This window comes from Sinorhizobium chiapasense (genome assembly GCF_036488675.1).
In the GTDB taxonomy this organism is placed as follows: domain Bacteria; phylum Pseudomonadota; class Alphaproteobacteria; order Rhizobiales; family Rhizobiaceae; genus Sinorhizobium; species Sinorhizobium chiapasense.
Genome location: NZ_CP133148.1, coordinates 2528010 through 2554867 on the forward strand (window position 1 = coordinate 2528010; position 26858 = coordinate 2554867).

Consider the following 26858-nt stretch of genomic DNA (forward strand, 5'->3'; position numbering starts at 1 on the left):
ACCACAGGCCATTCAACGTTCTCTTTCTTTGTACAGCAAATTCGGCGCGCTCGATCATGGGCGAGGCGATCCTCAATCGACTCGGCCGGGGCAAATTCAAGGCGTTCTCGGCCGGATCACAGCCCAAGGGGAAAGTTCATCCTCTCGCCCTGGAACTGCTGCAGAGTCTCGACTACGATACGTCCTTCGCGCGTTCCAAGAGTTGGGACGAGTTCGCCGGCGCTGACGCGCCGAAGATGGATTTCGTCTTCACCGTCTGCGACGATGCGGCCAACGAAGCCTGCCCCGTCTGGCCGGGGCAGCCGCTATCGGCACATTGGGGCGTGCCGGACCCGGCCGTGGCCGAAGGCAGCGAACCTGAAAAACACTTTGCCTTTTCCGAAGCCTATCGGATGCTGAATAATCGGATATTGGCCTTCACCAGCCTGCCGATGCCCACCCTCGACAAGCTAGCCCTGCAGCAGCGCCTCGACGAGATCGGCCGCGATACGCCGAACGCGGGCTGACAACGAAGGCAAGCGCATTCGCTGACGCGGTGCGATCTGACCTATCGTATTTCGACCATCGCTGAAGCCGCGTCCATCTCCTCGTGCAGCTTGCGCTCCTCGTCGGCATGCGGCTTCGTGAAGCGCGCGATGACGAGATAGGCGACCGGAGTGAGGTAGAGCGTCACGATCACCGCGAGGCCCAGCCCGCCGACCAGCACCCAGCCGAGTGCGATGCGCGCCTCGGCCCCTGCCCCGCTCGCCAGAACCAACGGCAGAGCGCCAACGACGGTGGCGATCATCGTCATCATCACCGGCCTCAGGCGGATATTGGCTGCGTTCTCGATGGCGCTGCGCACATCCTGGCCGCGATCGCGCAACTGATTGGCGAACTCGACGATCAGGATGCCGTTCTTCGCCATGATGCCGACCAGCATGACGAGCCCGATCTGGCTGTAGATGTTCAGCGTATTGCCCGTGATGATCATCGCGAAGACGGCGCAGGCAAGCCCAAGCGGCACCGTCGACATGATGATGAGGCCGCTGACGAAGCTCTCGAACTGTGCTGCCAGCACCAGGAAGATGATAACGATCGCGAAGCCGAAGGTGATGAAAAGGCCATTGGCGTTTTCGTTGAGCGTCGCCGCTTCCGCAAGCGGCATCACGCGCGACCCCGGCGGCAACAGCGGCTCGGCCATCTCCTCCACCATCGACAGCGCCTCGCCGAGCGCGAGGTCCGACTTGAGGCCGGCCGAAAGCGAAACGGCGCGAAGCTGCGACTCGCGCGCCAGCTGCGGCGCCACCGCCTTTTCCTCGATCGTCGCGATGGTCGACATCGGCACGATCCGGCCGTCACGCGCCTTGACGAAGATGTTCTGCAGGTCCGTCGGGTCGTTGAGCGGTGTCGTCGAGGAAAGCAGCTTGACGGGATAGGCGTCGCCCTCGACGAAGATATCGACGACGCTGCTGCCGTCGAGCATCGCCTGAAGCGCCCAGGACAACCCGCTGATGTCCACGCCGAGGTCGGACGCGCGCTCGCGATCGATGGTGATCGAGAGTTGAGCCTGGTTGGCCTCATAGTTGAGCCGCACGTTCTCGAAACGGCCGCTGTCCTCGATCGCGCGGACGAGCTTGGCCGCCGCGTCGCCGAGCTTTCTGTAGTCGTTGCCGACCAGCGCCACCTGAAGGCCGCTCCCGGCACCGCGAATGCCAAGACTGTTGGACTGGATGGCGAAGGAGCGGACGGACGGAATTTTCGCGGTCACGTTGTTGATGTCTGCGACGATCTGCTGTTGCGTGCGCTCCCGCTCTTCCCACGGCGCAAGCGTCAGCACCATGAAGCCGCTATTGGCCGAGCCACCCTGCCCCGAGATCGAAAACACGTTGCTGATCTCTCCCGATTTGACCAGCGGCTGAAGGCCCTCCTCGATGCGACGCATCTGCGCCTGCGTATATTCGAGTGAGACGCCCTGCGGCGCGTTGATCCTGAGCATCACCTGCGAACGGTCCTCGTTGGGGGTCAGTTCGGACTTGAGCGTCAGGAAACCGGCGGCGCCCGCCGCGGTGAAGAAGGCGGCGACGACGAAGACGATAAGCGGCGCATTGAGGCAGGCGCGAAGGGTTACCCGATAGAACGCCGCGGCCCGCGCCCCGAGCCGACTTATCACGCCCTGATGCGCATGCGCCTCTTTCGTCAGCAGACGCGAGGCGAGCATCGGGCAGAGCGTGAGCGAAACGAAGGAGGAAAGCAGGATCGAGAAGGCGAGCACGAAACCGAACTCGCGGAAAAGCCCGCCTGTCTGCCCCGGCAGGAAGGAGAGCGGCACGAAGACCGCGGCAAGCGTGGCCGTCGTCGCCAGCACGGCGAAGAAGACCTCGAGGGTGCCATGCACGGCGGCCGCGCGTGGCCCGAGCCCCCCCGCCCGGCGGCGCACGATGTTTTCGAGCACCACGATCGCATCGTCGACGACGAGGCCGGTTGCAAGCACGATCGCAAGCAGCGTCAGGATGTTGATCGAGAAACCGGCGAGATAGATCGCCGCAAGCGTGCCGATCAACGCGATCGGCATCGAGATTGCCGGAATCAGCGTCGCACGCCAGTCGAGCAGGAAGAGATAGATGACGAAGGTGACGATGAATACGGCGACAAGGAGCGCGATCTCCACTTCGTGGATCGCGCCATTGATGAAGACCGCATCGTCACTGGTGATCTTGAGTTCCGTTCCCTCAGGCAGGATCTCCGAGGAGATCGTGTCCACCACCTGGTGAACACCCTCGGAGATATCGACCGTGTTCGACTGGGCCTGACGGACGATGCCGAGGCCGATGCCCTGCCGACCATTGGAGCGCAGCGCCGACGTGCCCGTATCCGGGCCGAGCGTCACCGTCGCGACGTCCCGCAGCCGCACATTGTCCCCGATGATGAGATTTTCGAACTGCTCGGGCGTCTGGAGGTCCGCCGTCGCTCGAACGGTAATGTCCTGGCTGGCGCTGGTGAGCGAGCCCGCCGGCACGTCGTAGGATGCGTTGGAGAGCGCTTCGCGAAGATTGGCCACCGTGACCCCACGCCCGGCGAGCTTCGCCTGGTTCAGGTCGATGCGGAAGATCTTCTCCTGGTCGCCGTAGACCGTTACATCGGCGACACCCTCGACTGCCGCGAGCCGGTCGCTGATCTCGTTCTCGACCAACAGCGTCATGTCTTCCATGGTCATCGTGTCGGAGGTCAGCGCCAGCCGCATGATCGGCTGGCTGTCCGCGTCCGCCTTGACGATGATCGGCTCGTCTGCATCGTCCGGCAACTGGCCGGCAACGCGTCCGAGCGCATCGCGAATGTCATTCGCCGCCTGGCCAATGTCGGTCGTGTCGGAGAATTCGAGCGTCACGCGGCTGCGCCCGAGGGAAGAACTCGAGGAAATGCCCTTGAGGCCCTGGACGCGCGATACCGCGCCTTCGACGATCGAGGTCACCTCGCGGTCGATCGTTTCCGGCGAAGCGCCTTCGAACCATGTCGTCACGGAAACGACCGGCTGGTCGACCTGCGGCAGTTCGCGCATTTCGATTCCGTTCCAGGCGGCGAGGCCGGCAACGACGATCAGCGTGTTGACCACCAGCGCGAAGATCGGCCGACGGATGAAAAGCGCGGTAAAGCCGGTCTTTCCCCCCTGGCCTCCGCCCTTGCCGTGATGGCCGCCGAACCCGATGTTCATTGCGCCTCTCCCGCGACCTTCTGCTCTGGCTCGCGCCGCTCTTCGCCGGCAACGCGCACCGCGCCGCCATCGCGCAGGCGCTGCACGCCTTCAGTCACGATACGGTCGCCCTCCACAAGAGCGGCGTCGACAAGCACCTTGTCCGGATTGCGCTGGATGATCTTGATCGGCACCCGCTCGCTGCGATCGCCTTTGACGCGCCAGATATAGGATCCGTCCGAACTCCACTGGATCGCCAGCGGATCGACCGTCGGATAACGGTCGCCGTCGAAGGCCATGGTAACCGAAAAAGACATGCCCGCCCGAAGCATGTCGTCGGGATTTTCAAGCCTTGCACGGACCCGGAGCGTCCGGCTCGCCTGATCGAGACGGTTGTCGATCGCATGGATGACGCCTTCGAGCTGCCGCCCGGGCTGCGCGATCGCATTCGCCGTCACCGGCTGGTCGACGAAAATCTTGCTGGCGAAGCGTTCCGGCACCCAGAAATCGACAAGAATTTGCGAACGGTCGTCCACCACTGCGATCGGCGTTGACGTCGTCACGTAGTCGCCGGCATTGACGGTGATGATACCGACTACACCTTTCGAGGGCGCGACGATGTCGCGGCGTTTGAGATCGAGCTCTGCCGTCCTCAGCGCCAGCTCGGCCGCCTGCAGCACGATTTCCGCGTCGCGAACCTCCACCGCCGTCACCGCCCGTGCGCTGCCGAGATTGCGATAGCGTGCGAGCTTTTCCTCAGCACTGTCGCGCGTCAGCCGCGCCTGTTCCGCCGCAACCTTCTGGTCGTCGCTGTCAAGCCGCGCGATGACCTGGCCCTCGGCGATCCTGTCGCCGGATTTTACCAGGATTTCGGTAAGGTTGCCCGTCGCGGTCGGCGTCACCGTGACGGAATGAATCGCTTCGCCATTGCCGATGGCGTTGAGCCTGTCGTTGACGATCGCGCTCGCCGACGGCCTGACGACAACCAGCGCCGCATCGCCGAAGCCGCCCTGGCCACCCTGCCCGCGTTCGCCGTTGCGCCGCCCGCCTTGACCTTCGCCGCCCTGCGACTTCGACAGCGCATCGATCAGCGGGTGCGAAACGCCGATCGCCGCCAGCGTTTCGCCGGCGCCGGGCGCAAAACGTACCCAGGCAGCCGCCCCCACCACGAGCACAACGACGCTGACCGCCAGTTGCTTCCAAAGCCGCATTCACATCTCCAAATGAAAAGCGCGCTCCAGCGGCCCCCGTGCCGGCGGAGCGTTCCGATTTGCCCCCGAGTATCATTGTTTGCCTGCCTTCGGGCAATCTCGGAATGCCATCATTACGCAATTGTAATAAAAGCCGAATTTGTTGGCGGCATGATGGCGCCCATCGCCGTTCGCCGATTGCACAGTATTTTACTGGACAACCAGTGTTTACAGCCTCGGCGGCTGGGCTATTCTGCATTCCTCGGGCACCATTCCGATCGGTTTCGATGTTCAACTCATGTTGGGAGAAGAACGATGTGCGACGCCTGCATCATGGAATCGGTAAAGCAGCGAATGCTGTCGCGGCGCGGCTTTTTCCGCGCGGCTGCGGTCGGCACGGCCGGTATTGCCGCCGCCAGCATGGGAATAGCGCCGGCGGCGCTCGCCGCCGGCCATACCAGCGTCACAGACCTCACCCATGAACTCTACGAGGAGTTCCCGACCTACTTCGGCCAGCAGCAGTTCTTCCGCGAGCAGAAGTTCAGCTACGCCAGCACGCATGTCGACGCGCCGCTGCATTTCTCCGCCGACGGTATGTCGGTCGCCGAACTGCCGGTCGAGAAGCTCATCGTGCCGCTCTGCGTCGTCGATATCCGCGAAAAGGCAGCGGGAAATGCCGACGCCCAGATAACGCCGGACGATATCAAGGCATGGATCGGCGCCAATGGCGACATTCCGGAAAACGCCTGTGTCGCCATGCTCTGAACAACCGATCGCGCAAAATTCAATATGAGTTCAAGGAGAAAGCATGAGCACTGTCGTCCCGCCGCCCGATCCGGAAGCCGACCCGCGCGTCAAGGCAGTTTTCGATGACATCCGTGCCACACGGAAATCGGACTTCGTCAACAATATGTGGCTCTGGCTCGCCTACGACGCGGACCTCCTGGAGCGGACCTGGGCGGAGGTGAAGGCAGTCATGGCGACGCCCTCCGCCCTCGACCCGCTCGTGAAGGAAATGCTCTATATTGCCGTTTCCGTCACCAACGGCTGCGGTTATTGCATCCACTCCCACACGGCATCGGCCAAGGCCAAGGGCATGACGGCGGCAGAGCACGCCGACCTCCTGCGCGTCATCTCGCTCGCCGCCAAGACCAACCAGCTGGCCACCGCGCTGCAGGTCCCGGTGGACGCGGCTTTCGACGCGACGGGCGAAAATTGATGACTTCGAAATACGCTATCTTTCCACAGGCTTGCCTTCGCGCTTGAAGAGTCCGGAATAAAAGAAGAACATCCTTTCTGGCCTTTCGGTCCCGAATCACTACATTGGGCCGCATGAGCAAAGGTTTTGACGACATTCCCTTCTTCGACGAAGAGCCGGCGCCGCGCAAACCCGCGCTCGCCGCCGGCGGTATCGCTGCGCGCGCCATGGCCGCCCGCGACAAAGCCAAGCGCCCGGATTATCTCTCCGGCCTCAATCCCGAGCAGACGGAAGCCGTCGAAACGCTCGAAGGCCCGGTGCTCGTGCTCGCCGGCGCCGGCACCGGCAAGACCCGCGTCCTGACGACCCGCATCGCCCATATCCTTTCGACCGGCCGCGCCTTTCCCTCGCAGATCCTCGCCGTCACCTTCACCAACAAGGCTGCGCGCGAGATGAAGGAGCGCATAGGCGTGCTCGTCGGCCATGCTGTCGAAGGCATGCCCTGGCTCGGCACCTTCCACTCGATCGGCGTCAAGCTGCTCCGCCGCCATGCGGAGCTCGTGGGCTTGAGGTCCGATTTCACCATTCTCGACACCGACGATGTCGTGCGGCTGATCAAGCAGTTGATCCAAGCCGAAGGGCTCGACGACAAGCGCTGGCCGGCAAAACAATTCGCCGGCATGATCGACACCTGGAAGAACAAGGGCCTCGACCCCTCGCAGATCCCGGAGGGCGACGCGCGCGCCTTCGCCAACGGCAAGGGCCGCGAACTCTACGCCGCCTACCAGAACCGGCTCCTGACGCTCAACGCCTGCGATTTCGGCGACCTGCTGCTGCACCCGATCCGGATGTTCCGCGCCAATCCGGACGTACTCGGCGAATATCACGACAAGTTCCGCTACATCCTCGTCGACGAGTACCAGGACACCAACACGGCGCAATATATGTGGCTGCGGCTCTTGGCGCAGCGGCCACGGGCGTCTGAGCGATCTGTCGCAGGAAATCCGGGCGAAGCCCAAGCCAGCCAAGGCTGGCCGGACGACGTTTCGTCCGCCCCCGCGGAGCGCAGCCGCGCAAGCGGCGACAGCGTGAGCGCGAAGAAACCCACACAACAAATCAACATTTGTTGTGTGGGCGATGACGACCAGTCAATCTATGGCTGGCGCGGCGCGGAGGTGGACAACATCCTCCGCTTCGAGAAGGATTTCCCCGGCGCGAAAGTCATCAAGCTGGAGCGCAACTACCGCTCGACCGAACATATCCTCGGCGCCGCTGCGCATCTGATCGCGCACAATGAAGGCCGCCTCGGCAAGACGCTCTTCACCGAACGCACCAATCCTGACGACGAGAAGGTGCATGTACATGCCGCCTGGGATTCGGAGGAGGAAGCCCGCGCCATCGGCGAGGAGATCGAGCAGCTCCAGCGGCAGAAGCACAATCTGAACGACATCGCGATCCTGGTGCGTGCCTCGTTCCAGATGCGTGAGTTCGAAGACCGCTTCGTCACGCTCGGCCTCAACTACCGCGTCATCGGCGGGCCGCGCTTCTACGAGCGGCTCGAAATCCGCGACGCCATGGCCTATTTCCGCCTTGTCTGCCAGCCGGCCGACGACCTTGCCTTCGAGCGCATCGTCAACACGCCGAAGCGGGGCCTGGGCGACACCACGGTTCGCACGCTGCACGACTATGCCCGCGCCCGCGACATACCTATGTTCGCCGCCGCGAGCGACATCATCGAGACGGACGAGTTGAAGCCGAAGGCGCGCAAGGCCCTCTTCGACGTCGTCACCGATTTTCGCCGCTGGCAGACGCTGCTCGAAACGACGCCGCATACCGAGCTTGCCGAGCAGATCCTCGACGAAAGCGGCTACACCGCCATGTGGCAGGCCGACAAATCGGCGGAGGCCCCGGGACGGCTCGAAAACCTGAAGGAACTCATCCGCTCGATGGAAGCCTTCGAGTCGATGCGCGGCTTTCTGGAACATGTCGCGCTCGTCATGGACGCCGAGCAGAACGAAGACATGGATGCCGTCTCGATCATGACGCTGCATTCGGCCAAGGGCCTGGAATTCGACACGGTGTTCCTGCCGGGCTGGGAGGAAGGCCTCTTCCCCCACCAGCGCGCACTCGACGAGGGCGGCCGCGACGGCCTCGAGGAAGAACGCCGCCTCGCCTATGTCGGCATCACCCGCGCCAAGCGCCGCTGCCATATCTGGTTCGTCTCGAACCGCCGCATCCACGGCCTCTGGCAGTCCACCATGCCGTCCCGCTTCCTCGATGAACTGCCGATCGATCACGTGGAAGTGGCTGAGCAGGACGTCTCCTATGGCGGCTACGGACGCGGCGGTTACGGGCAGTCGCGCTTCGACAAGGCCGATCCCTTCGAGAACTCCTACCAGACCCCCGGCTGGAAGCGCGCCCAGCAGCACCGCTCGGAGGCCACCCGCGACAATTGGGGCACCCGCTCCGGCCACGCCGTCGAGCGCATCGGCTACGGCGAGTCCGGGCCGCGTACCCGCATGATCGAGGGCGAACTGGTCGCCAAGTCGACCACCTCGGAACCGTCCCGCTTCAACATCGGCGACCGCGTCTTCCACCTCAAATTCGGCAACGGCAACATCGCCGCGATCGAAGGCAACAAGTTGACGATCGATTTCGATCGGGCCGGGCAGAAACGCGTGCTGGACGGGTTTGTGGAGCGGGTGTGATCAGGCCGATCTTTTTTGGGGACTGGTTCGCGGCCATAGATGCCAGCAACCTCGGCGGAGCCGATCCGGCCGACGAGACACTCAAATCATCATCTTATACATCACGAAACCGGACTTCTGCGCCACTTGGTCGTAGAGCCGCATCGCCTTGACGTTGCTCTCGTGTGTCAGCCAGTAGACGCGCGGTGAGCCTGCCCGTCGCGCCGCGTCGAAGACACCGTTGATCAGCGCCTGGCCGACGCCCTTCCCGCGCGCGGCTTCGTTGATGAAGAGATCCTGGAGATAGCAATTCGGCTGGATCGAGATCGTGCTGCGATGGAAGATGTAATGCGTGAGCCCGATCAGCCGGCCCTTGCTTTCAGCAACCAGCGCGTGCATCGGTTCATAGGCATCGAAGAAGCGCGACCAGGTCATGAGCGTGATGTCCGGCGTAAGCGCGGCCTCGCCCGCACGGCCATAGAAGGCATTATAGCCTTCCCAGAGCGGCAGCCATCGCTCGTAGTCACCGCGCACGACAGGCCGGATCGAGAGGTCTTCGGTCATTTTTCGAACCCACCAATAAAGACCTTGAAGAGCGCGAGAGGATAAACCCTGACATCAATCCGGTCTATGCGGCAGCGGCGTGTCCGCTCATCGCCTGGACGATCCCCTCGACATCGCCCAAGATCGCATCGCCCATGTAAGCGATGTTGTCGAAGGATCGCTCCGCCGCCTCCTGATGCCCCGCCCCGCAGGCGTCGCGGATGACCACCGGCACGAGGCCGAGATCTGCGCCGTGGCGCACGGTCGGATCGATGCCGATCTCCGTGGCAATACCGCAGATCGCGAAGGAGGTAAGGCCGAGATCGCGCAGGACGATCGCAAGCGGTGTGCCCTCGAAGGCCGAGAGGGTGATCTTGTCGAGGATGGCTTCGCTTTCGCGTGGCGCAAGTTCGGGAACGATTTCGAAGCCGGGCGTGCCGCGCAGGAACCATGGCTCGACCGCATCAGGATCATCGGTTCTCTGCCACGCCATCGCCTGGCGAAGCTGGAACGCTCCCATAAGCGCGCGCGGCATCGACATGTGACGGAGAAAAATGACCGGATAGCCGCCGCGCCGGGCGGCATCGAGGACCTTCAGGACCTTGGCCGTGATCTCGGCACCATCCTTCATCTGCCGGACGATGCCGGCCTGCATGTCATAGACGACGAGCGCCATCTGATCCGGGCGGCAAAAGTCCCGCAGTGTTTTCCCAATTCGCAGTCCAGCGACCATCGCCCTCTCCTCATGTTTGTCAAAGACATGAGGCGGGCGCACGAAAATTCAATGCCACGAAAAAGGGAATGTCGGCGCGGGCACTGATTGCTCACCGGCCGTCGCCCCTCGCCTCCTTCAGGAGTGCAACCACCTCCGCGTCCGTCGTCTGTTCGAAATCGTCGTAATAGATACTGACTGCATGGAACGGGCTGGGGCTCGCAAGGCAAACCATCCGATCGACCTCCCGGCGCAGGCTGGTAACGGCGCTCGGCGGTGCAACCGGAACGGCGAGCATCAGGGCCGCCGCCCCTTCCTTCCGCAGTGCCTGGATCGCCGCCTTGGCCGTGCCGCCGGTGGCAATGCCGTCATCGACGACGATGACATTGCGCCCCTTCGGCGAAACGCGCGGTCGGTCGCCGACGTAAAGCGCCCGGCGCCGCGTCAGTTCAAGCCGCTGGCGTTCGGTCTCCGCCTCCACATAAGCCTCGGGCGGATGCACGAGACGCATCGCTTCGTCGTTCAACACAAGCTGCAGCTCTTCGCCGTCGACGAGTGCGCCGAGGCCGAATTCGGCATGCCCGGGCGCACCGATCTTGCGGACGATCAGGAGTTCGAGCGGCGCGCCGAGATGGGCGGCGACCTCGAACGCCACGGGCACGCCACCGCGGGGCAACGCCATCACCACGGGATCGGCGAAGTCCTCACGCTCGATCGCGCGAGCGAGCTTCCGGCCCGCATCAACCCTGTCTGCAAAAGGTATGCTTTCACCGGGCATCGCATCCGCTCCCGCCGGCTCTGCGCGCGTCGGCATGCACAACCGAACCGCGGCAGACCAATCGCTAAAATTGCAACAAATTTTGCCGGCTTTCGTTAATGCGCCACAGGTACCAATTGACGTCGCATATTGGCTGGAACGCAAGCCGCCTTTCTATTTTAGCATGACAGGCCGTTTCGAAATGAGCTTTCTCCCTGCCATATCGCTCCTGGCGCTTTTGATGATGCTGCCGATGCTTTTGGCGCAACGGCAGTCGACGGTGGCCGGCATGCAGTTTTTTTGCGTCGGCTGTGCGCTTTCGGCGGTCGCAATCGCCTCGATGATGGTTGCGGATATGCTCCGGGCCTTTCTTCCGGTCGTGCTCGGCTACGCCGCGCTGATATCCGCATGCCTCTTCATCCTTCTGGGGTTCCGCGGTCTTCTCGCGCTATCCGTTCCCGCTTTCCTGTTGCCGGCGCTGGCGCTCGCCGCCGGCATTGTCGGCCTGGTCGTCTCGTTGAACGATTACAGCAGCCTCGGCGCCCGGCTGCTGATTGCGGTCGGTCTTGCCGCCGCCCTTCTTCTCGTCGCCGGCCTCGCGGTAGTCAATCGCTGGCCGAAGGCGCGGCGCGCGTGCCACGCGCTCACCGTCTCTTCGGCTGCGCTGGGCTGCGCTGCGCTGGTTTATGCGCTCAGCCCCCTCCATCAGGAGATGGGGGCTTCGGCTTCCCACAGGGCTGTCGCCTTCGAGTTCGCCGTTGCGGCAATGCGGGTTGCCTTTCTGCCGATCCTGTTCCTTGCCGTGATCTTCACCGTCCAGAGCCGCATCATCGCCGGTCTGAGGACAACGATTGCCCGCGACGGACTGACCGGCGCGTTGTCGCGCACGGCGCTGATCGAGGCGGGAGAACGGATTTTCGCGGACTGCCGTGCCCGGCACCGACCGCTTGCCTTCCTGCTCCTCGACCTCGATTATTTCAAGCAGATCAATGACCATTACGGCCACGCCTGCGGTGATATAGCGCTCAAGCATTTCGCCGAGACAGTGTCCGACTTCCTCGGCGGCCGCGGCGCCTTTGGCCGGATCGGCGGCGAGGAATTCGGCCTCATCCTGCCGGACCACACCGAGGAGCAGGCGACCGCGCTCGCCGAGGCAATCTGCCGAACCGTGCGCGAAACGCCCGTCACCCGCGTCCACCAACGCATCCGGCTGACCGTCAGCATCGGCATCGCGACCGCGGCGCCGGGTGACACGATTACCGAGGTGATGATCCGCGCCGATCTGGCGCTTTACGATTCCAAGGCGGACGGCCGCGATCGCTGCACGATCGCTAAACAGCGCCAGATCGACGCCAGCGCCCGCGCGCTCGCGGCGGCAGCGGCGCAGTTGCGCCAGTCGGAGCCGGAAGAGGCTGCTCCGCGTCGTGTGACGCGCCGGCATCGGTCTTGACATTCAAGCCGCCACGACAGCGCTGGATGCTTGTGCAAACCAGCCACGGGCCAGCGACTCGCCTTGCATTGCCGCGTCCGCCACCTATCTCAACGCTGCAATCCATCGGAGAGTATTTCATGTTCCGCCCCATCCGCATCCTGCTCCTTGCCGGCCTGGCCGCCTTTGCCGCAGCGTCCCTCCCCGCGCGCGCCGAAACGGTCGGCCAAGTGGGCGTCGACTGGCTCGGCAACGACATCAAGATCGACGCCGTCCGCGACCCCAAGGTCAACGGTGTCACCTGTCACGTGACCTATTTCGATCGCAGCGTGATCGACCGCCTGAAGAACGGCAACTGGTTCGAGGATCCCTCCAACAATTCGATCGCCTGCCGGCAGACGGGGCCGATCGCCATCGGGGACATCGACCTATCGAACGAAGGGGAAGAAGTTTTCCGCTCCGGCCTGTCGCTGATCTGGAAAGATCTGCTGGTGACCCGCATCTACGACAAGGCCAATGACACGCTGATTTACCTCGCGCATTCGCGACAGCTGACGGATGGATCGGCCAAGATGTCGATCACCACAGTGCCGCTATTCGGCCAGACGGTAACCTGGGAGAAAGGGCGCCCTCAATAGCGCCCTCAAAAATCAAGGCGGGTTGTCCCGCCCCGCCTTGAGAGAAAATTGTTTACGCGACGCGAATGTCAGGGTGTCGGCGCGATGATACCGCGATAGTATTCACCTTCACCGGTCTGATAGCGTTGCTGATAGGATCCGCCGCTCGGATATAGGACCCGGCCGTTGTCGATACTGCCTGTCGGCGTTTGGTCAACCGTGGCCGGCGTGCCCACGTTCTGCGGCAGCACCGCGGCTCGCCTCTGGTTCTGCGTGCCCGGAGGGTTGTTCGGGTCGATGCCCTGATAATAGGAGTCCGCAAAGGCTGGCGCCGCGGCGCCAAGTACGGAGGACAGGGCAAATGCAACAACTGATGTTTTCAACGAAACTTTCATGACATTGGCTCCTATGTTCATTCAGCATCCGGCCTCCAACGGATGCTGAAAGCATAACATCTTTTGAGAGCAGTTGCTCCTTGCAAGCGGTGACGTTTTGTCACGAATGACTCATGCAACCGTGATGGAACATTACGCGACTGTAACTTGACGCGACTGTAACTTGACGCCGCTCTCGCCGGGCCCTGAATTGCACGTGCACGTGTCAAAGATTGGGTGCCGATCGAGGACAAACCGCTCCGCGCGCAGCGGCGATAAAGATCTGTGGTCGCCAACGCGCACACACCGGTAGCGCTTCACGCGCCATCCAGTGCTCTCCAATGTATCGGCAAAATCCAGACTATGCTGTTACTCAGGGAACCGGTGCCGGGGGCATGATACCCTGGTAGTAGTCGCCTTCACCGCCACCCTGGTATTCATTCCGATAGTGTTCACGCACGCGACCGGGGGCTCCACTAACGCTACCTGTCGCCATGGGATCGACATAGATGCTGCCCGTGGGCATTTCATCGACGTAGTACGGGCCTCTTTGCATGGGTACTAACATCGTTCCTCTGTTCTGAGTCCCAGGAGGATTATGCGGATCGATGCCCTGATAGTAGCTGTCGGCAAGGGCCGAACCCGCAACGCCTGCAAGGGCAGACGAGAGGACAAATGCGGCCAAGGATGTCTTCATGGAAACTCTCATGGCATGCTCCTTATCCGTAGCAGCATCCCGCCTCCCGAGGGATGCTGTGATTTTGCAGCATAGGAGTCCTTCCCATGCTGTCAGGGTATAACGCCTTCGCTGCGCTCGTGTTCCTGCAAAGCGACTGACCATCGGGGCACCCTTGCCCGTCGAACTTTGAAACGCCCGGCGGAAAACCGAGACAGATCTGCATCGTCGTCATGCGAAAAGGCCCGCCGAAGCGGGCCTTTTGCAGTAGGTCAGCGCCTGCATTCAGGCTATGCCGCCTGCGCCAGCTCGTCGGCGATGACGGTATCGAGATTGAGGAAGCAGACCATCGTCTTTTCGAGCGCAACGATGCCCCGGCAGAAGGCGCGCTGTGCCTCCGGAATGATCTCCGGTGCCGGTTGCAGGTCTTCGCTGCGGATCGTCATCATGTCGGAAACCTGCTCGACCAGGAGGCCGACGAGCTTGCCGTTGATGTCGGTGACGATAATCGCCGAGCGTTCGGACGGCTCGGTCATCTTCATGCCGAGACGGCAGGCCATGTCGATCACCGGGATCACGGCGCCGCGCAGGTTGATGAGGCCAAGCACGTAAGGCGGCGTATGCGGCATCGGCGTGACCGGCGCCCAGCCGCGAATTTCGCGAATCGCCATGATGTCAATGCAGAATTCCTGGTCTCCGAGGTGGAAGGAGACGATTTCGAGATAGGCGCCGGACTGCTTGATAGCGTTGCTCATGATCAGAATTCTTCCCAATTGTCGCCGGAGGCCGTAACAGAAGGTACGGAGCCCGGCTTGTTGCCGAAAGCGCCCGCCAGCTTGCCCATCAGGGCCTTGGCGGGAGATGGAGCTGGACGGGTGGATGGCTGCGCTGCCGCGGGTTTGCGCAGCGGCACGGGCCTTGCGGGAGCCGCTGCGCTGACCCGCACCGAGGCCTTGGCCGGAGCGCCGGCCTTGACGGAGGGCTGCGACGGAGCGGGCGCTGCCCTTCGGAACGCTGCCTCGCTCACCTGCCCGTCACGGAACTGGCCGACGAGCTCGCTGAGCTTCTCGGCGTCCTGCGCGAGCGTGTGGCTCGAAGCGTTGGTCTGTTCCACCATCGCAGCATTTTGCTGCGTCATCTGGTCGAGCTGGCCGACCGCGGTGCTGATCTCGTTAAGCCCCGTCGACTGCTCCCGCGCCGCCATTACGATCGAGCTCATATGTTCGTTGATGCGCGCGACGTCCGCGCCGATGCGGCCAAGCACCTCGCCGGTCGCCTGCACCAGCTTCACGCCGGTTTCCACCTCGTTGCCGGAGCGCGTGACGAGCGCCTTGATATCCTTCGCCGCGCCCGCCGCCCGCTGGGCCAGTTCCCGGACCTCCTGGGCAACGACGGCGAAGCCTTTGCCCGCCTCGCCCGCCCGCGCCGCCTCGACACCGGCATTGAGCGCCAGAAGGTTTGTCTGGAAGGCAATCTCGTCGATGACGTTGATGATCTTGCCGATTTCGTTGGAGGCGCCCTCGATGCGTGCCATCGCGGAGATCGCCTCGCCGACGATGCGTCCGGACTCTTCCGCCTTGGTACGCGTCTCGTCGACCATCCGGCTTGCCTCGTCGGCGCGCTCTGTCGCGGTTTTCACCGTAACGGTGATTTCTTCCAGAGCGGCCGAGGTCTGCTCGAGCGACGCCGCCTGCCGTGCCGTCCGGCGGGCCAGATCGTCAGCGGCGCTGCGCATCTGGCGGCCGTTCGTTTCGATCGAAACGGCATTCTCCTTGACACTCGAAAGAACGTGGCTCAGCCGTTCGACGGTGTTGTTGAAATCGCGGCGCAGCGTATCGAGATCACCTGCGAAAGGTTCGCGGATCGCGACTGCCAGATTGCCCTCGGCAAGCTGGTTGAGCGCCCGCCCAAGCGCATCGACCGCGGTCTTGATGCGGACGACAGCCCGCTCGCGCTCGGCCTCCTGGCGCTGACGCTCCTCCTCGATTTCCTTGCGGCTCGCCACCGCGTTCTGCTCCAGCGAGCGCTTTTCGATCGCCGAGGCCCGGAAGAGCTCCACGGACCGGGCCATCTCGCCAATTTCGTCACCGCGCCCGAGCCCGGTCACGCTGGAGTTCAGGTCGCCCGAATGGATCCGCTGCATGCCGTCGCGCAAGCCGAGGATACCTCGGCGCAGCGTGTTGCCGTGGAACCAGATCAGCGCCAGCAAGCTACCCATCGCCAGCAGGCCGGCGGTCGCCTGCAGGATGAGTGCGTTCGTCGACGCCGCCTGCGCCTCACCGATGCGCGCGGATGCAACGCCGGCGGCCGCTTCGCTCAACTCAGCGAGGGCGGCGCCAAGACGCTCTCCGCCACTGTCGATCGTATCGTCGATGCGGGCGAATTCGTCCGCTTGCGCTCCAGCCTCCACCAACGCCTTCAGATCCACCTCGCTCGCCTTGCGCAGTTCGGCAAGATCGGCATCGAAATTGGAGAGGACTTCCCGTTTGCCAAGCAGACGTGCCAGCGCCTCGACATCGGCTTTCCGGCTTTCGAGCGCTGCCAGCGAGGCTTTGATTTGGGCGGCGCGCTCGGGCAGGATCTTGCCCTCGTCGCGATCGACGATCGTATCCATCGCAGCGAGCACCAGCTCAAGGCCGGCAAGCCGCATTTCCTCGGCCGTTCTCATGCCCCGCTGGGCAGCAATCGCCTTTTCGAGCGTCTCTTCCGATCGCCGCTCCTGGTACAAACCGACGGCGAGCACCGAGCCAAAGCCTAAGAAGGCAGCGGCTGCAAGCGTCGCCAGTCGCTGGCTGACCGAGAGGGTACGTCCGACGGATGGAGAGGTGTTCATTGACTGGCAGTCCATGGCAATGGACCCGCCGCGGCAGGCGAGGTCCTCCGTTGCGATCGATGCGGAAGGCCGGGCTCGATCAAAACCGGATGACCTCATGTCATTTCGAAGTGGTGCACTTCTCCGCTTTCGGCGACACTGGCAAACAGACCTTAAACATTCGCTAAAACATGGCTACCAGCTCTGCGGATCAACCGCTTGTCCTCGGCTCTTTCCTTGTCGCCTTCGAGTGCTATGATCCTCCCATGCACACGGACACGAAGAAATCGCTCTCCCCCCTCGTCCTCGCGCTTGCCGTGGGTGCATTCGCGCTCGTCGCGCTCCTGGCTTTCCGGGGCTGGATCGCACACGGCGCCGACATCTTCCTGTCGCTTGCCCAAGCCGGCATTTCCTGGTGCTTCTGACGCCCTACTTCGCAAGCGGCCGCATGAACCGCCTGCGGCAATTCTCCCTTTGCTGTGACGGTGGTGACGCGGTATCAAAACGCCACGTTCATTGACGGCCCCTACGAAGGCCCAGAAAACCGGTAGCAGAGATGAAAACTATACGCATCGTCCTTTGGGCCGCCATCCTCGTCATGGTGGCGATCCTCGGCTGGCTCACCTACGACATGACGCAATCGAGGCAGCAGCAGGCATCCTCCGGCCCGTTCGGCGTGCCGTTCACGCTCGTCGCGCAGGACGGCAAGCCGATCACCGAACAGGCGTTCGCCGGCAAGCCGACCGCGCTTTTCTTCGGCTTCACCCATTGCCCGGAAGTCTGCCCGACCACGCTTTTCGAGCTGAACGGCTGGCTTGAAAAGGTCGATCCGGACGGCAGCAAGCTGCAAGCCTATTTCATCACCGTCGATCCGGAGCGCGACACCCCGGAGGTCCTCGGCCAGTACGTCTCCAACGTCTCCAAGCGCGTCACCGGCATTTCCGGGCCGCCGGACAAGGTGCTGGAAATGGTCAAAGGCTACCGCGTCTACTACAAGAAGGTGCCGGTCGACGAAAAGAACCCGAACGGCGACTACACCATGGACCACACAGCCTCGGTGTTCCTGCTCGACGCGAACGGCCAGTTCAGCGGCACGATCGCCTATGGCGAGAACCCGGATACCGCCGTCCAGAAGCTCGAGAACCTGACCAAGGGCTGAGCGACCGGTTCACCTCACATTGTTGAAAGCACCGGCCTACAGCGCCGCGCGTCTTATCAGGGCGCGCAGAGAGCGCTGTGTCGCTTTGAATTGCTGCAGGGGAACCTGCAGCAGCCGGCGCTTTGCGTTTCGGCCTGATCCGTGATAGCGGCGAGGCCAGCCACAGCCTAAGGACACACCGTTGAGCGAGATAAGACTTTTCGTCACCAGCACCGAGAAGCAGGTCGAGGCCGTGCTCGATGTCATGAGCACGATCTTCGAGGACGAAGACTTTGCCATCGCGACGATGGAGATCGATGAGAAGCGCGACGTCTGGGAAGCCTCGGTCTACATGATGGCGGACGAGGAGGAGAGCGCCAGGGTGCGGCTCGTCGAAGCGCTCGCCGCGGATTTCTCCCATCTTCCGATCGAACGCGAGGTACTTCCCGATATCGACTGGATCGCCAAATCGCTGGAGGGGCTCGCCCCGGTGCGCGCCGGACGCTTCGTCGTCCACGGGTCGCATGACCGCGACAAGGTAAGGACCGGCGAGATCGCGATCGAGATCGACGCCGGCCAGGCCTTCGGCACGGGCCACCACGGCACGACGGCCGGGTGCCTCGAAGTTCTCGCTTCCGTCGCGCATACGCGGCAGGTCCGCAACGTCCTCGACCTCGGAACGGGCAGCGGCGTGCTTGCCATCGCCGCGTGGAAACTCCTGCATGTACCGGTGCTCGCCACCGACATCGATCCGATCGCGACCCGCGTCGCGAGCGAAAACGCCCGCCGCAACGGCGTCGTCACCGGCATGACCTTCGCCACCGCCCCCGGTTTCCACTCGACGGCCTTCAGCGCCAACGACCCCTTCGACCTGATCATCGCCAACATCCTGGCGCGGCCGCTGATGAAGATGGCGCCGCAGCTTGTCGCCAATCTCGCCCCCGGTGGCTCGGTCATTCTGTCCGGCATCCTCGCCGAACAGCGCTGGAAGGTGCTCGCCGCCTATAACGGCCAACGCCTCAAGCACGTGCGCACCATCTGGCGCAACGGCTGGGTCACGATCCACCTGACGAAATAGCGGCTGTTCGCCAGAGCGTGCTCCGCTTGAAAGGAGCACGCTCCTGCAGAAACAGTCCGCAAGGAACGCCGCCATCCGCGGCATTTTTTCCGATTGGTCGGAGCGACCGCGGTGGTCGAGTCCGCGCCATAAGGTCGAGAAGGCCAGAAAACGAAAAAGGCCACCCAGTCCATCATGACGGGTGGCCCTTTTCGAAACAAAGGCGATGCCAGAGGCATCGCCTGTGCCCGCGAGCCTGAGGAGGAGGAGCGCTCGAGCGGGCTTCTACCGTTCTGAAATTGGCCACCCTTGAGGGAGGAGGAGAACAGAATGACCAACTATTCTCAGAACCGCAGCTTCTTGAACCACCGGATGTTCGTCCGTGTTCGTTGAGCGCGCTTATAAACCATTATTCCGATAGAGATAGATGCCTTGCAGCATGGGTGCCATGCATGTGACGCATATGTCCGCGGAATGGGCAAATGCCCTCTTTGACGGACGGATATCCGCAGCCCATCCGCCTGTTCACGGCCGGATATCGCCTCTTTCCTCGCAAGCGGCCTTTCCGCTAACATGACGATCATCCCAGTCGCGGTTCTCCGCCAAATTGCCGGAAATAATCCATGTTTCAGTCCTTCGAAGTCACCTCCACGCCTCAGTTCGGCAAGGAGCGCACCGCCGCTTTGCGCGCCGCCTTCCCGGCCCTTGGCATTGACGGCTTCCTCGTGCCGCGCGCAGACGAATTCCAGGGCGAGTATGTGCCGGCGTCGTCCGAGCGCCTTTCCTGGCTGACGGGCTTCACCGGCTCCGCCGGCGTCGCGCTTATCACGCAGCGTGAAGCGATCGTCTTCGTCGATGGACGCTACGTGACGCAACTCAAGGAGCAGGTCGACGGCAGCGTCTTCACAGGCGGCGACCTGATCGGTGAGCCGCCGCATGTCTGGCTGCAGGGCCATGCGCCGAAAGGTTTCCGCCTCGGCATCGACCCGTGGCTTCATACCGGCGCCGAGGTCCTCAAGCTGCAGAAAGCGCTTGCGGCGATCGGCGGCACGCTCGTCTTCCTCGATCACAATCCGCTCGACAAAATCTGGACCGCCCGGCCCGCCGCTCCCCTTGGCCGGGTGACGATCCAGCCGATCGAGCACGCCGGCCAACTGGCGAAGGACAAGATTGCCGCGATTGCCGCCGGCCTCGAAAAGGCGAAGGCAGCCGCCGTCGTCCTCACCGACCCCTCCTCCGTCGCATGGACCTTCAACATTCGCGGCAGCGACGTGCCGCACACGCCGCATCCGCTCGCCCGCGCGATCATCCATGCGAATGGTCGCGCCGAGATCTTCCTCGACAAGCGCAAGACCGGCATCGAACAGGAAGCCTACCTGACCCAGCTTGCCGATATCGCCGCGCCCGCAACTTTCGAGGACCGGCTGGTGGCGTTGGCGGCGACCGGCGCAGCGATCATGATCGACCCGGACCTTGCTTCCTTCGCCATCGGTGAGCTGATCCGCGCGAAGGGTGGCTCGGTCGTGGGCGCCGTCGATCCGGCCCGCCTCCCCCGCGCCCGCAAGAACGCCGCCGAGATCCAGGGCTCGCTTCGCGCCCATCTGCAGGACGGCGCCGCGATGGTGGAATTCCTCGCCTGGCTCGACCAGACCGAGCCCGGCAGCGTGACCGAGATCGCCGCGACGGAAAGACTGGAGGCCGTGCGCGCGACCGTCGGCGAGCGCATGCAGAATCCGCTGAAGGACATTTCCTTCGACACGATCGCCGGCGCCGGCTCGCACGCGGCGATCATGCACTACCGCGTGACGACGGATACGGACCGGACAATCGAGCCCGGAACCATGTTCCTGATCGATTCCGGCGCGCAATACATCAACGGCACGACCGACATCACCCGAACGGTCGCGATCGGTGCCGTTCCGGATGAGCAGAAGCGCTTCTTCACGCTCGTACTGAAAGGCATGATCGCGATCAGCACGGCGCGCTTCCCCAAAGGTTCGCGCGGAGTCGATCTCGATCCACTCGCCCGCATCGCCCTCTGGAAGGCGGGCGCCGACTATGCCCACGGCACCGGACACGGTGTCGGCTCCTATCTTTCCGTGCATGAGGGACCGCAGCGCATCGCCCGGCTTTCGACGCAGGAACTGCTGCCGGGCATGATCCTTTCCAACGAGCCCGGCTACTATCGTCCGGGCGCCTTCGGCATCCGCATTGAAAATCTCGTCGTAGTTCGGGAAGCCGCGGAGATCGAAGGCGGCGACCTGCCGATGCACGGCTTCGATACGCTGACCTACTGCCCGATCGACCGACGCCTCGTGCTGGCCTCGTTGTTGACCGACGAAGAACTGGCCTGGCTGAACGCCTATCATGCGGAAACGCGCGAGAAACTCATGCCGCTCATCGCCAGCGACGAGACGCGCCGCTGGCTGGAGGCTGCTACGGAAGCGATCGCACGCTAGAGCATCCCGCTTTCAGGTGGAATCACTGAAAGCGGATAAGATGCTCTAGAATCAAAGTGCTAGAGCGTCCTTTGTGCGTTCACTTGAACGCACGGCGCTGTAGTTTCACGGACAGCCTGTCGAACCAGAGCGTTTTTCCGCGCAACCGGCATGGCGCGCAGGTCTTCCGTGACAATGAAAGGGCGCGGGGGAGGCCCGGCGGCGTAGGTTGGGGGCTACAGGGGGGCGGCCGGGCCTCCGTTGGGAGGTACGATGTCTCTACCAACGACAATGTTATATTTCCCGCGCCGCTCCCGTGTAACCCGGAAATTTTACGGGATTGCGCGTTTGATTTGAGAATCGTCAGTCGACCAGGCCTGAAAGGTGCAGCAACGCCGCTTGCCGCACCGCAAATCCTTGGGGAGCCGGCGTGCAGATTCACGCCGATGAGCACGGACATTCGCGGGCTTGACCGCGCTTCAGGTTGCAGCTGGAAGACCGTGGGTGCACCTCCCGGCTCTTCCATTCAGATTCCCAGCATTTTCTTCGCCTGGCCAAGCGCTGCCTCCGAGCCAGCGTGATCGCCGGACTGGTGCAGTTGTTCGCCCTGCTGGCGCAACTGTTTGACCTTGGCCATGTCGGCTTCGGAAAGGGAGGCGTTCGGCAGGGCCGCGTCTATCGCCGCCATCATGGTGGGGCACTGATTGGCGAAAGCCGTCACAGGCGCGAGCGCCAGCAAAAGCGCAATCGAAATCCTGATAATCATGGGTCGCTCCTCCAAGGCCGGAGGACCGATGCCTCTCCGGCAACCACTGGATGATAGCCCAGTATCGATCCCGCGCCAATGGCGGGCTGCCCCGGCTAACACCGCCGGTAGCGGCCAGGACGAGAGATCTACAGAATCGCGTGCCGAATCACCATTACGACGACCCAGCCGACAAGCAGCATGCGCAGCGTCGAGAAGCGCAGCCCAATTGCGAAAGCGACGAGCATCGCCGCAGCAACGTCGAAGCCGCCATAGACGAAGGCCGGCGCAACCAGGGTCGTCAACACCGCCGCCGGGACGGCGTTCAGCGCCGCCTCGAGCCGCGGCGGAATGCGCTTCAATTGGGTGATCAGCACATAGCCGCCGAAGCGGGTCGCGAAAGTGGCGAGTGCGGCGGCGACCATCAGGTAGATCAGGTTGAGGTGCTGTGCATCCACGGCTCAGGCCTCCTTTTCCACGGGCGCGTGCTCCTGCCGCAGGCGATGCTCCGGCGGAAGGACGGCCGCGAGCAGAATGCCGGCAAGCGCGCCGATGCTGACATGCCACGGCGAGCCGACGAAGTGCATGGCGGCAACGGAGGCGACGGCGCTGGTGGCGACCACCGGCAGGAAGCGATCGCGCTTGCGGAAGCCGAGCACGAGCCCGAGGAAATAGATCGGCAGCAGCACGTCGAGGCCGATCGCCTTCGGATCGCCGATCAGCTGGCCGAACAGGGCACCGATCAGCGTGTTGAGGATCCAGGGGAAATAGATCACGAGGCCGAAGCCGAGGTACCAGGAAAAGGTCACCGGCAGGCCGCGCTCCGCCCGCCTCTCGCTTTCGGCATATTGCGGATCGACCAGCAGGAAGAAAGCCAAGAGCTTCTGAACGAGCGTGTAGTGGCGGATGTGCTTTGCGATCGAGGCCGAATAGAGCACGTGGCGGAAGTTGACCGCGAAGACCGAAAGCACGACCAGCCACGGCTGGACGTTGTTGCCGAAGAGTTCGATGCCGACCATCTGGCTGGCGCCCGCATAGACGGTGGCGCTCATGAACACGGCGTCAGCAACCGAAAAGCCGTTGTCGACCGCAAGCGCCCCGAAGAGCGCGCCGAAGGGCGACGCGGAAAGCATGACGGGAAAGCCGCCGCGAAGGCCCGCCCGGAAATCGTCTCTGTTCATGATCATCCTCCGCCGAAACCGGAGGCACGTCCGCGAACCGGCATGGGGGACAGATAGGCGCTGCCACACGCCGCGACAATTCAATTGCGCTGATGCAGTGATTGATTCTTCTGATGGTTAGGAGTGTCGCCACTCTTGTTCCGACGACGGGAGCAGCGACCCTTGATCCGATCGCTCTGCGTCATTCGGTTCCGCGGCCCCTCATCCCGCTGCCGCGACCTTCTCCCCGCATGCTGAGAGAGGGCCAGGGTGAGGGGCAAGGTTACGATCGTCCGTGCGATCAGCGTTTCACCTGGAATGTATGCTCGATTCCCGGGAAGGTCCGCGCCTTCACCTCGTTGGCATACTCCTCGACCGCCTTCGAGATCGCCGGGGCGAGCTCGGCGAAGTGTTTGACGAAACGTGGCTTGAAGTCGTTGAAGATGCCGAGCATGTCGTCGGACACGAGGATCTGGCCGTCGCAGGCGGGCGACGCGCCAATGCCGATGGTCGGCGAACGCAGGGTCGCGGTGATCTCGCGGGCGACCGGCTCCACCGTGCCTTCGACGACGATCGCGAATGCCCCGGCATCGTCGATCGCCTTGGCGTCGCGGCGGATCTTCGCTACTTCCTTCTCGTTGCGGCCGACCGAGCGGTATCCGCCCGTGGTGTTGACGAGCTGCGGCATCAGGCCGACATGGCCAAGCACCGGAATGCCGCGGCTGACGAGGAAATCGACGGTCTCGGCCATTTCCGCACCGCCCTCCAGCTTCACCGCGCTGCAGCCGGTTTCCTTCAGGATGCGAGCGGCGCTGCGGAAGGCCTGCTCCTTCGATTCCTGATAGGAGCCGAAGGGAAGATCGATGACGACGCAGGAGCGTTCGGAGCCGCGCATCACCGCCTGACCATGCGCGATCATCATGTCGAGCGTCACGCCGACTGTGGTGTCGAGGCCGTAAAGCACCATGCCGAGCGAATCGCCGACGAGCAGGAAATCGACATGCGGATCGAGCAGGCGCGCGATCGGCGTCGTATAGGCAGTGAGGCTGACGATCGGGCGTTCACCCTTCAGGGCTTCGATATTGGCGGGGCTGAGCCGCCGCTTCGCGGTGTGTACGCTCATTCTCAGGCTACCTTTGCAAAATGGGCAGATTTCGGTGCGATAACGCGGTTATCGAGCAGCTTCGTGGTGCCGAAGCGGACGAAAAGCAACAGCAGAACCGGCTTCTCGCCGATTTCCTCGATCGGCTCCAGCGTCTCCGGATCGCGAAGCGCAACGACCTCCGGCCGCGCCAGCGGTTCCGTGGACAGAAAATCGAGAACACCCTTCTCCAACGCGGCAGGCTCGGTCAGGCCACCCGCGATCAGCCGTTCGGCCTCGTCCAGCGCCTTCGGCACGATCGCGGCGGCGCGACGTTCGTCGGCGGTCAGATAGACGTTGCGCGACGAACAGGCGAGGCCATCGGTCTCGCGCACTGTCGGCACGCCGATAACCGAAACGGGCTGCGCCAGATCCTCGACCATGCGGCGGATGATCTGGAGTTGCTGGAAATCCTTCTCGCCGAAATAGGCGCGGTCCGGCTGAACGATGTTGAAGAGCTTGGTGACGACCGTCGCGACGCCGGCGAAATGGCCCGGCCGGACCGACCCCTCGAGTTCCGAGCCAACCTTCGGCACGTCGACCACGGTCTCCATTGGACGCGGATACATGTCGGAAACGCCGGGTGCGAAGAGAAAATCGACGCCGCCGTCGGCAAGCATCGCCTGGTCGCGGGCAAGATCGCGCGGATATTTGGCAAGATCCTCGTTCGGCCCGAACTGCAGCGGATTGACGAAAATGCTGGCGACGACCACGTCGTTCTCACTGCGCGCCCGGCGCACAAGCTCCATGTGGCCGACGTGAAGATAGCCCATGGTGGGGACCAGACCGATGCTCTTCCCCGCTCGCCGATGCTCGACGAGAGCCGCGCGCAGTTCGGCGATGGTGGTGATCGTTTTCATCTTCGGACCCTCCAATCCGCCGGGGCAGCGGTGTGGCGCGCCCCGTTTCGCTGATATGGCCCATGGCGAGCCCCGCGAAAAGGCAATTGCACAAATTTTGGCTGCACAGCTCTATCTTGTGCAGCGCAAAAAGACAAATGGAAATGGTGCGTGAGAGAGGGTCGCCGGGTTCAAGAAGCAGGCCGGATCGCCGGCCTGCCTCATTTTAATCGAACTTGACGAGATTGAGCGCAGGCAGCGGACCACCGGGAAACTGGGCGAGCTTTCCGCCGACCGAGAGCGGGCCGAGATCGATGCCGAAGAAGCCGAGCCGGTCGATCAGCCCACCGACTTTCCCCTTGGCGGCGGCGTCATCACCGGAGAAGAAGAGCACGCGGCGGCCGCCTTCTGCCTTCGGATCGCCGGAAACGAGGTGCGGCTGCAGATGGTTGAAGGCCTTGACGACGCGCGCGCCGGGGACGAGGTCGGCGAAGACCTCGCTTGAAAGCCGCCCGCCGAGCTCGGCGGGCTTGAAGAGCGGCGCCTCGATCGGGTTGTTCGCGTCGATGACGATCCGGCCGTTCCAATCCGGCAGACCGGAAAGTGCCTTGGGAAGCTTCGACCAGTTGACCGCGACAAGCACGATGTCAGCGCTTGCGGCGTCTTCGCGCGTCCCGGCGGCGATGTAAGGGGCGAGCTCGCCGGCCAGCTCTTTCAGGCTCTCCGGCCCGCGGCTGTTGGAAATGACGGCCGGGATGCCCGCCCGGGCGAGCGCCCGGGCAAAGGCCGATCCGATGTTGCCGGATCCTATAATACCGATGGACATGGCGACTTCCTTTCAATGTTGCGAGTCGCTCCGACCTCAGGCGGTGAAGCCACCGTCGGCGACGATGTCGGCACCAGTAACGAAGGCGGCCTCGGGGCTCGACAGATAGGCGACGACGCTCGCGATCTCGTCCGGCTTGCCATAACGGCCGATTGCCATGCCGGGACCGACGATCTTGGAAACCGGCCCGCCATCAGGGTTCATGTCGGTGTCGGTCGGTCCGGGATGCACCGTGTTGACGGTGATGCCACGTGGCCCGAGGTCGCGCACCAGGCTGCGGTTGAAGCCGGCGACCGCACCCTTGGTCAGCGTGTAAAGCGAGGCGGTCGGAAAAGCGGCGTAGCGCACCATCGAGCTGCCAATGTGGATAACGCGTCCACCCGCCTTCATGTTGCGCACCGCCTCTTGCGTGGCAACGAAGACGCCGGTGACATTGACCGCAATCATTCGATTGTAATCCGCCTCGGTGATCTCGTCGATCGGACCGCCGAGCGCGATGCCGGCATTGTTGACGAGGATATCGATCCCGCCGAACGTCTTGACGGTCCCGACGACCGCGGCGCGCACCGCCGCAGCGTCACCGGCATCGGCCCTGATGGCGAGGGCCCGGCCGCCCTCGGCCTTGATCGCGTCAACCACGGCGGCCGCCTTCTCGGGCGAGCCGTGATAGGTGATGGCGACGGCGGCACCGTCGCCTGCAAGGCGCTTGGCGATGGCAGCGCCAATCGAGCGGGACCCGCCGGTGACGAGGGCGACTTTTCCCTGAAGGTTCTGGCTGGACATTCTCTTCACTCCGTTGAGGTTTCGATGGAGTGGATATTGCCATTTCATTCCGCTAAAATTAGTCGG

At 63.3% G+C, this 26858-nt stretch carries 25 protein-coding genes and 1 pseudogene; 10 read left to right on the top strand and 16 right to left on the bottom strand.

All coding sequences use genetic code 11. The annotated features are described in order from the left end of the window. Window positions 1–56 precede the first annotated feature (56 nt). A complete protein-coding gene (locus RB548_RS12325) occupies window positions 57–506 on the top strand; it encodes an arsenate reductase ArsC (RefSeq protein WP_408642416.1) in 450 nt (149 codons plus the stop codon). A gap of 41 nt (window positions 507–547) precedes the next feature. Here RB548_RS12325 and RB548_RS12330 read toward each other — a convergent pair whose 3' ends face one another. Then, window positions 548–3691: an efflux RND transporter permease subunit gene (locus RB548_RS12330; RefSeq protein ID WP_331371593.1), complete on the bottom strand. Its 3144-nt coding sequence runs from the start codon at window positions 3689–3691 to the stop codon at window positions 548–550. Next, window positions 3688–4881, bottom strand: coding sequence for an efflux RND transporter periplasmic adaptor subunit (locus RB548_RS12335; protein WP_331371594.1), 1194 nt, complete (start codon window positions 4879–4881; stop codon window positions 3688–3690). The genes RB548_RS12330 and RB548_RS12335 overlap by 4 nt, the downstream gene beginning before the upstream one ends. 294 nt (window positions 4882–5175) lie before the next feature. Here RB548_RS12335 and RB548_RS12340 point away from each other — a divergent pair. The 3 genes and pseudogenes from RB548_RS12340 to RB548_RS12350 form a co-directional block, all read left to right on the top strand. Beyond that, window positions 5176–5622, top strand: a pseudogene (locus RB548_RS12340) (cyclase family protein); the annotation flags it as partial. 46 nt (window positions 5623–5668) lie between these two features. Then, on the top strand, window positions 5669–6079 hold the full coding sequence (locus tag RB548_RS12345) for a carboxymuconolactone decarboxylase family protein (protein WP_331371595.1): 411 nt from the start codon (window positions 5669–5671) through the stop codon (window positions 6077–6079). 113 nt (window positions 6080–6192) lie between these two features. Then, a complete protein-coding gene (locus RB548_RS12350; RefSeq protein ID WP_331371596.1) occupies window positions 6193–8766 on the top strand; it encodes an ATP-dependent helicase in 2574 nt (857 codons plus the stop codon). Between the two features lie 81 nt (window positions 8767–8847). Here the strand turns inward: RB548_RS12350 and RB548_RS12355 are convergent, their stop codons facing one another. The 3 genes from RB548_RS12355 to RB548_RS12365 form a co-directional block, all read right to left on the bottom strand. Beyond that, window positions 8848–9309 (bottom strand): GNAT family N-acetyltransferase, encoded by a 462-nt coding sequence (locus RB548_RS12355; RefSeq protein ID WP_331371597.1) that lies wholly within the window; start codon window positions 9307–9309, stop codon window positions 8848–8850. Window positions 9310–9373: 64 nt separating this feature from the next. Beyond that, a complete protein-coding gene (locus RB548_RS12360; RefSeq protein ID WP_331371598.1) occupies window positions 9374–10021 on the bottom strand; it encodes a cysteine hydrolase in 648 nt (215 codons plus the stop codon). A gap of 91 nt (window positions 10022–10112) precedes the next feature. Further along, window positions 10113–10778, bottom strand: coding sequence for a phosphoribosyltransferase (locus RB548_RS12365; RefSeq protein WP_331371599.1), 666 nt, complete (start codon window positions 10776–10778; stop codon window positions 10113–10115). Between the two features lie 181 nt (window positions 10779–10959). Between RB548_RS12365 and RB548_RS12370 the strand changes: the two genes are divergently transcribed. Both RB548_RS12370 and RB548_RS12375 read left to right on the top strand, forming a co-directional pair. Continuing rightward, window positions 10960–12207, top strand: a complete 1248-nt coding sequence (locus tag RB548_RS12370; RefSeq protein WP_331371600.1) for a GGDEF domain-containing protein — start codon at window positions 10960–10962, stop codon at window positions 12205–12207. A gap of 119 nt (window positions 12208–12326) precedes the next feature. Beyond that, window positions 12327–12824 (top strand): CreA family protein, encoded by a 498-nt coding sequence (locus RB548_RS12375; protein ID WP_331371601.1) that lies wholly within the window; start codon window positions 12327–12329, stop codon window positions 12822–12824. Between the two features lie 68 nt (window positions 12825–12892). On the opposite strand, the gene RB548_RS12380 is transcribed toward RB548_RS12375, so the two are convergent. The 4 genes from RB548_RS12380 to RB548_RS12395 all read right to left on the bottom strand — a co-directional run bounded on the left by RB548_RS12380 (window position 12893) and on the right by RB548_RS12395 (window position 16686). Then, window positions 12893–13198: a hypothetical protein gene (locus tag RB548_RS12380; RefSeq protein ID WP_331371602.1), complete on the bottom strand. Its 306-nt coding sequence runs from the start codon at window positions 13196–13198 to the stop codon at window positions 12893–12895. Between the two features lie 352 nt (window positions 13199–13550). Next, complete coding sequence (locus RB548_RS12385; protein ID WP_331371603.1) at window positions 13551–13886, bottom strand: hypothetical protein; 336 nt, start codon at window positions 13884–13886, stop codon at window positions 13551–13553. Window positions 13887–14143: 257 nt separating this feature from the next. After that, the gene (locus RB548_RS12390) at window positions 14144–14608 is read right to left on the bottom strand and encodes a chemotaxis protein CheW (RefSeq protein WP_136509137.1); all 465 of its coding nucleotides are present in this window, start codon (window positions 14606–14608) and stop codon (window positions 14144–14146) included. A gap of 2 nt (window positions 14609–14610) precedes the next feature. Further along, window positions 14611–16686: a methyl-accepting chemotaxis protein gene (locus RB548_RS12395; RefSeq protein ID WP_331371604.1), complete on the bottom strand. Its 2076-nt coding sequence runs from the start codon at window positions 16684–16686 to the stop codon at window positions 14611–14613. Window positions 16687–16931: 245 nt separating this feature from the next. Between RB548_RS12395 and RB548_RS12400 the strand changes: the two genes are divergently transcribed. The 4 genes from RB548_RS12400 to RB548_RS12415 all read left to right on the top strand — a co-directional run bounded on the left by RB548_RS12400 (window position 16932) and on the right by RB548_RS12415 (window position 21319). Further along, complete coding sequence (locus RB548_RS12400) at window positions 16932–17090, top strand: hypothetical protein (protein ID WP_331371605.1); 159 nt, start codon at window positions 16932–16934, stop codon at window positions 17088–17090. Between the two features lie 131 nt (window positions 17091–17221). After that, window positions 17222–17824: an SCO family protein gene (locus RB548_RS12405; protein ID WP_331371606.1), complete on the top strand. Its 603-nt coding sequence runs from the start codon at window positions 17222–17224 to the stop codon at window positions 17822–17824. Window positions 17825–18005: 181 nt separating this feature from the next. After that, the gene (locus RB548_RS12410) at window positions 18006–18881 is read left to right on the top strand and encodes a 50S ribosomal protein L11 methyltransferase (protein ID WP_331371607.1); all 876 of its coding nucleotides are present in this window, start codon (window positions 18006–18008) and stop codon (window positions 18879–18881) included. Window positions 18882–19483: 602 nt separating this feature from the next. Next, window positions 19484–21319 (top strand): aminopeptidase P family protein, encoded by a 1836-nt coding sequence (locus tag RB548_RS12415; protein ID WP_331371608.1) that lies wholly within the window; start codon window positions 19484–19486, stop codon window positions 21317–21319. A gap of 505 nt (window positions 21320–21824) precedes the next feature. On the opposite strand, the gene RB548_RS12420 is transcribed toward RB548_RS12415, so the two are convergent. The 7 genes from RB548_RS12420 to RB548_RS12450 form a co-directional block, all read right to left on the bottom strand. Next, window positions 21825–22064, bottom strand: a complete 240-nt coding sequence (locus tag RB548_RS12420) for a hypothetical protein (RefSeq protein WP_331371609.1) — start codon at window positions 22062–22064, stop codon at window positions 21825–21827. Window positions 22065–22192: 128 nt separating this feature from the next. Further along, a complete protein-coding gene (locus tag RB548_RS12425; protein WP_331371610.1) occupies window positions 22193–22501 on the bottom strand; it encodes an AzlD family protein in 309 nt (102 codons plus the stop codon). Window positions 22502–22504: 3 nt separating this feature from the next. Continuing rightward, complete coding sequence (locus RB548_RS12430) at window positions 22505–23224, bottom strand: AzlC family ABC transporter permease (RefSeq protein WP_331371611.1); 720 nt, start codon at window positions 23222–23224, stop codon at window positions 22505–22507. A 280-nt stretch (window positions 23225–23504) separates the two neighbouring features. After that, window positions 23505–24326 carry a 3-methyl-2-oxobutanoate hydroxymethyltransferase gene (gene panB / locus RB548_RS12435; protein ID WP_331371612.1) on the bottom strand — a complete coding sequence of 274 codons (822 nt, stop codon included), beginning with the start codon at window positions 24324–24326 and terminating at the stop codon, window positions 23505–23507. A gap of 2 nt (window positions 24327–24328) precedes the next feature. Beyond that, on the bottom strand, window positions 24329–25204 hold the full coding sequence (gene panC / locus RB548_RS12440; protein WP_331371613.1) for a pantoate--beta-alanine ligase: 876 nt from the start codon (window positions 25202–25204) through the stop codon (window positions 24329–24331). 205 nt (window positions 25205–25409) lie between these two features. Next, complete coding sequence (locus RB548_RS12445; protein WP_331371614.1) at window positions 25410–26009, bottom strand: NADPH-dependent F420 reductase; 600 nt, start codon at window positions 26007–26009, stop codon at window positions 25410–25412. A 36-nt stretch (window positions 26010–26045) separates the two neighbouring features. Further along, window positions 26046–26792, bottom strand: a complete 747-nt coding sequence (locus RB548_RS12450; protein WP_331371615.1) for a 3-oxoacyl-ACP reductase family protein — start codon at window positions 26790–26792, stop codon at window positions 26046–26048. Window positions 26793–26858: the final 66 nt, after the last annotated feature.

Excerpts from the sequence above, each read along its gene's own strand:
- RB548_RS12325 (WP_408642416.1), top strand. The coding sequence starts at position 57 with ATGGGCGAGGCGATCCTCAATCGACTCGGCCGGGGCAAATTCAAGGCG.
- RB548_RS12330 (WP_331371593.1), bottom strand. The coding sequence starts at position 3,691 with ATGAACATCGGGTTCGGCGGCCATCACGGCAAGGGCGGAGGCCAGGGG.
- RB548_RS12335 (WP_331371594.1), bottom strand. The coding sequence starts at position 4,881 with ATGCGGCTTTGGAAGCAACTGGCGGTCAGCGTCGTTGTGCTCGTGGTG.
- RB548_RS12345 (WP_331371595.1), top strand. The coding sequence starts at position 5,669 with ATGAGCACTGTCGTCCCGCCGCCCGATCCGGAAGCCGACCCGCGCGTC.
- RB548_RS12350 (WP_331371596.1), top strand. The coding sequence starts at position 6,193 with ATGAGCAAAGGTTTTGACGACATTCCCTTCTTCGACGAAGAGCCGGCG.
- RB548_RS12355 (WP_331371597.1), bottom strand. The coding sequence starts at position 9,309 with ATGACCGAAGACCTCTCGATCCGGCCTGTCGTGCGCGGTGACTACGAG.
- RB548_RS12360 (WP_331371598.1), bottom strand. The coding sequence starts at position 10,021 with ATGGTCGCTGGACTGCGAATTGGGAAAACACTGCGGGACTTTTGCCGC.
- RB548_RS12365 (WP_331371599.1), bottom strand. The coding sequence starts at position 10,778 with ATGCCCGGTGAAAGCATACCTTTTGCAGACAGGGTTGATGCGGGCCGG.
- RB548_RS12370 (WP_331371600.1), top strand. The coding sequence starts at position 10,960 with ATGAGCTTTCTCCCTGCCATATCGCTCCTGGCGCTTTTGATGATGCTG.
- RB548_RS12375 (WP_331371601.1), top strand. The coding sequence starts at position 12,327 with ATGTTCCGCCCCATCCGCATCCTGCTCCTTGCCGGCCTGGCCGCCTTT.
- RB548_RS12380 (WP_331371602.1), bottom strand. The coding sequence starts at position 13,198 with ATGAAAGTTTCGTTGAAAACATCAGTTGTTGCATTTGCCCTGTCCTCC.
- RB548_RS12385 (WP_331371603.1), bottom strand. The coding sequence starts at position 13,886 with ATGAGAGTTTCCATGAAGACATCCTTGGCCGCATTTGTCCTCTCGTCT.
- RB548_RS12390 (WP_136509137.1), bottom strand. The coding sequence starts at position 14,608 with ATGAGCAACGCTATCAAGCAGTCCGGCGCCTATCTCGAAATCGTCTCC.
- RB548_RS12395 (WP_331371604.1), bottom strand. The coding sequence starts at position 16,686 with ATGAACACCTCTCCATCCGTCGGACGTACCCTCTCGGTCAGCCAGCGA.
- RB548_RS12400 (WP_331371605.1), top strand. The coding sequence starts at position 16,932 with ATGCACACGGACACGAAGAAATCGCTCTCCCCCCTCGTCCTCGCGCTT.
- RB548_RS12405 (WP_331371606.1), top strand. The coding sequence starts at position 17,222 with ATGAAAACTATACGCATCGTCCTTTGGGCCGCCATCCTCGTCATGGTG.
- RB548_RS12415 (WP_331371608.1), top strand. The coding sequence starts at position 19,484 with ATGTTTCAGTCCTTCGAAGTCACCTCCACGCCTCAGTTCGGCAAGGAG.
- RB548_RS12420 (WP_331371609.1), bottom strand. The coding sequence starts at position 22,064 with ATGATTATCAGGATTTCGATTGCGCTTTTGCTGGCGCTCGCGCCTGTG.
- RB548_RS12430 (WP_331371611.1), bottom strand. The coding sequence starts at position 23,224 with ATGAACAGAGACGATTTCCGGGCGGGCCTTCGCGGCGGCTTTCCCGTC.
- panB (WP_331371612.1), bottom strand. The coding sequence starts at position 24,326 with ATGAGCGTACACACCGCGAAGCGGCGGCTCAGCCCCGCCAATATCGAA.
- panC (WP_331371613.1), bottom strand. The coding sequence starts at position 25,204 with ATGAAAACGATCACCACCATCGCCGAACTGCGCGCGGCTCTCGTCGAG.
- RB548_RS12445 (WP_331371614.1), bottom strand. The coding sequence starts at position 26,009 with ATGTCCATCGGTATTATAGGATCCGGCAACATCGGATCGGCCTTTGCC.
- RB548_RS12450 (WP_331371615.1), bottom strand. The coding sequence starts at position 26,792 with ATGTCCAGCCAGAACCTTCAGGGAAAAGTCGCCCTCGTCACCGGCGGG.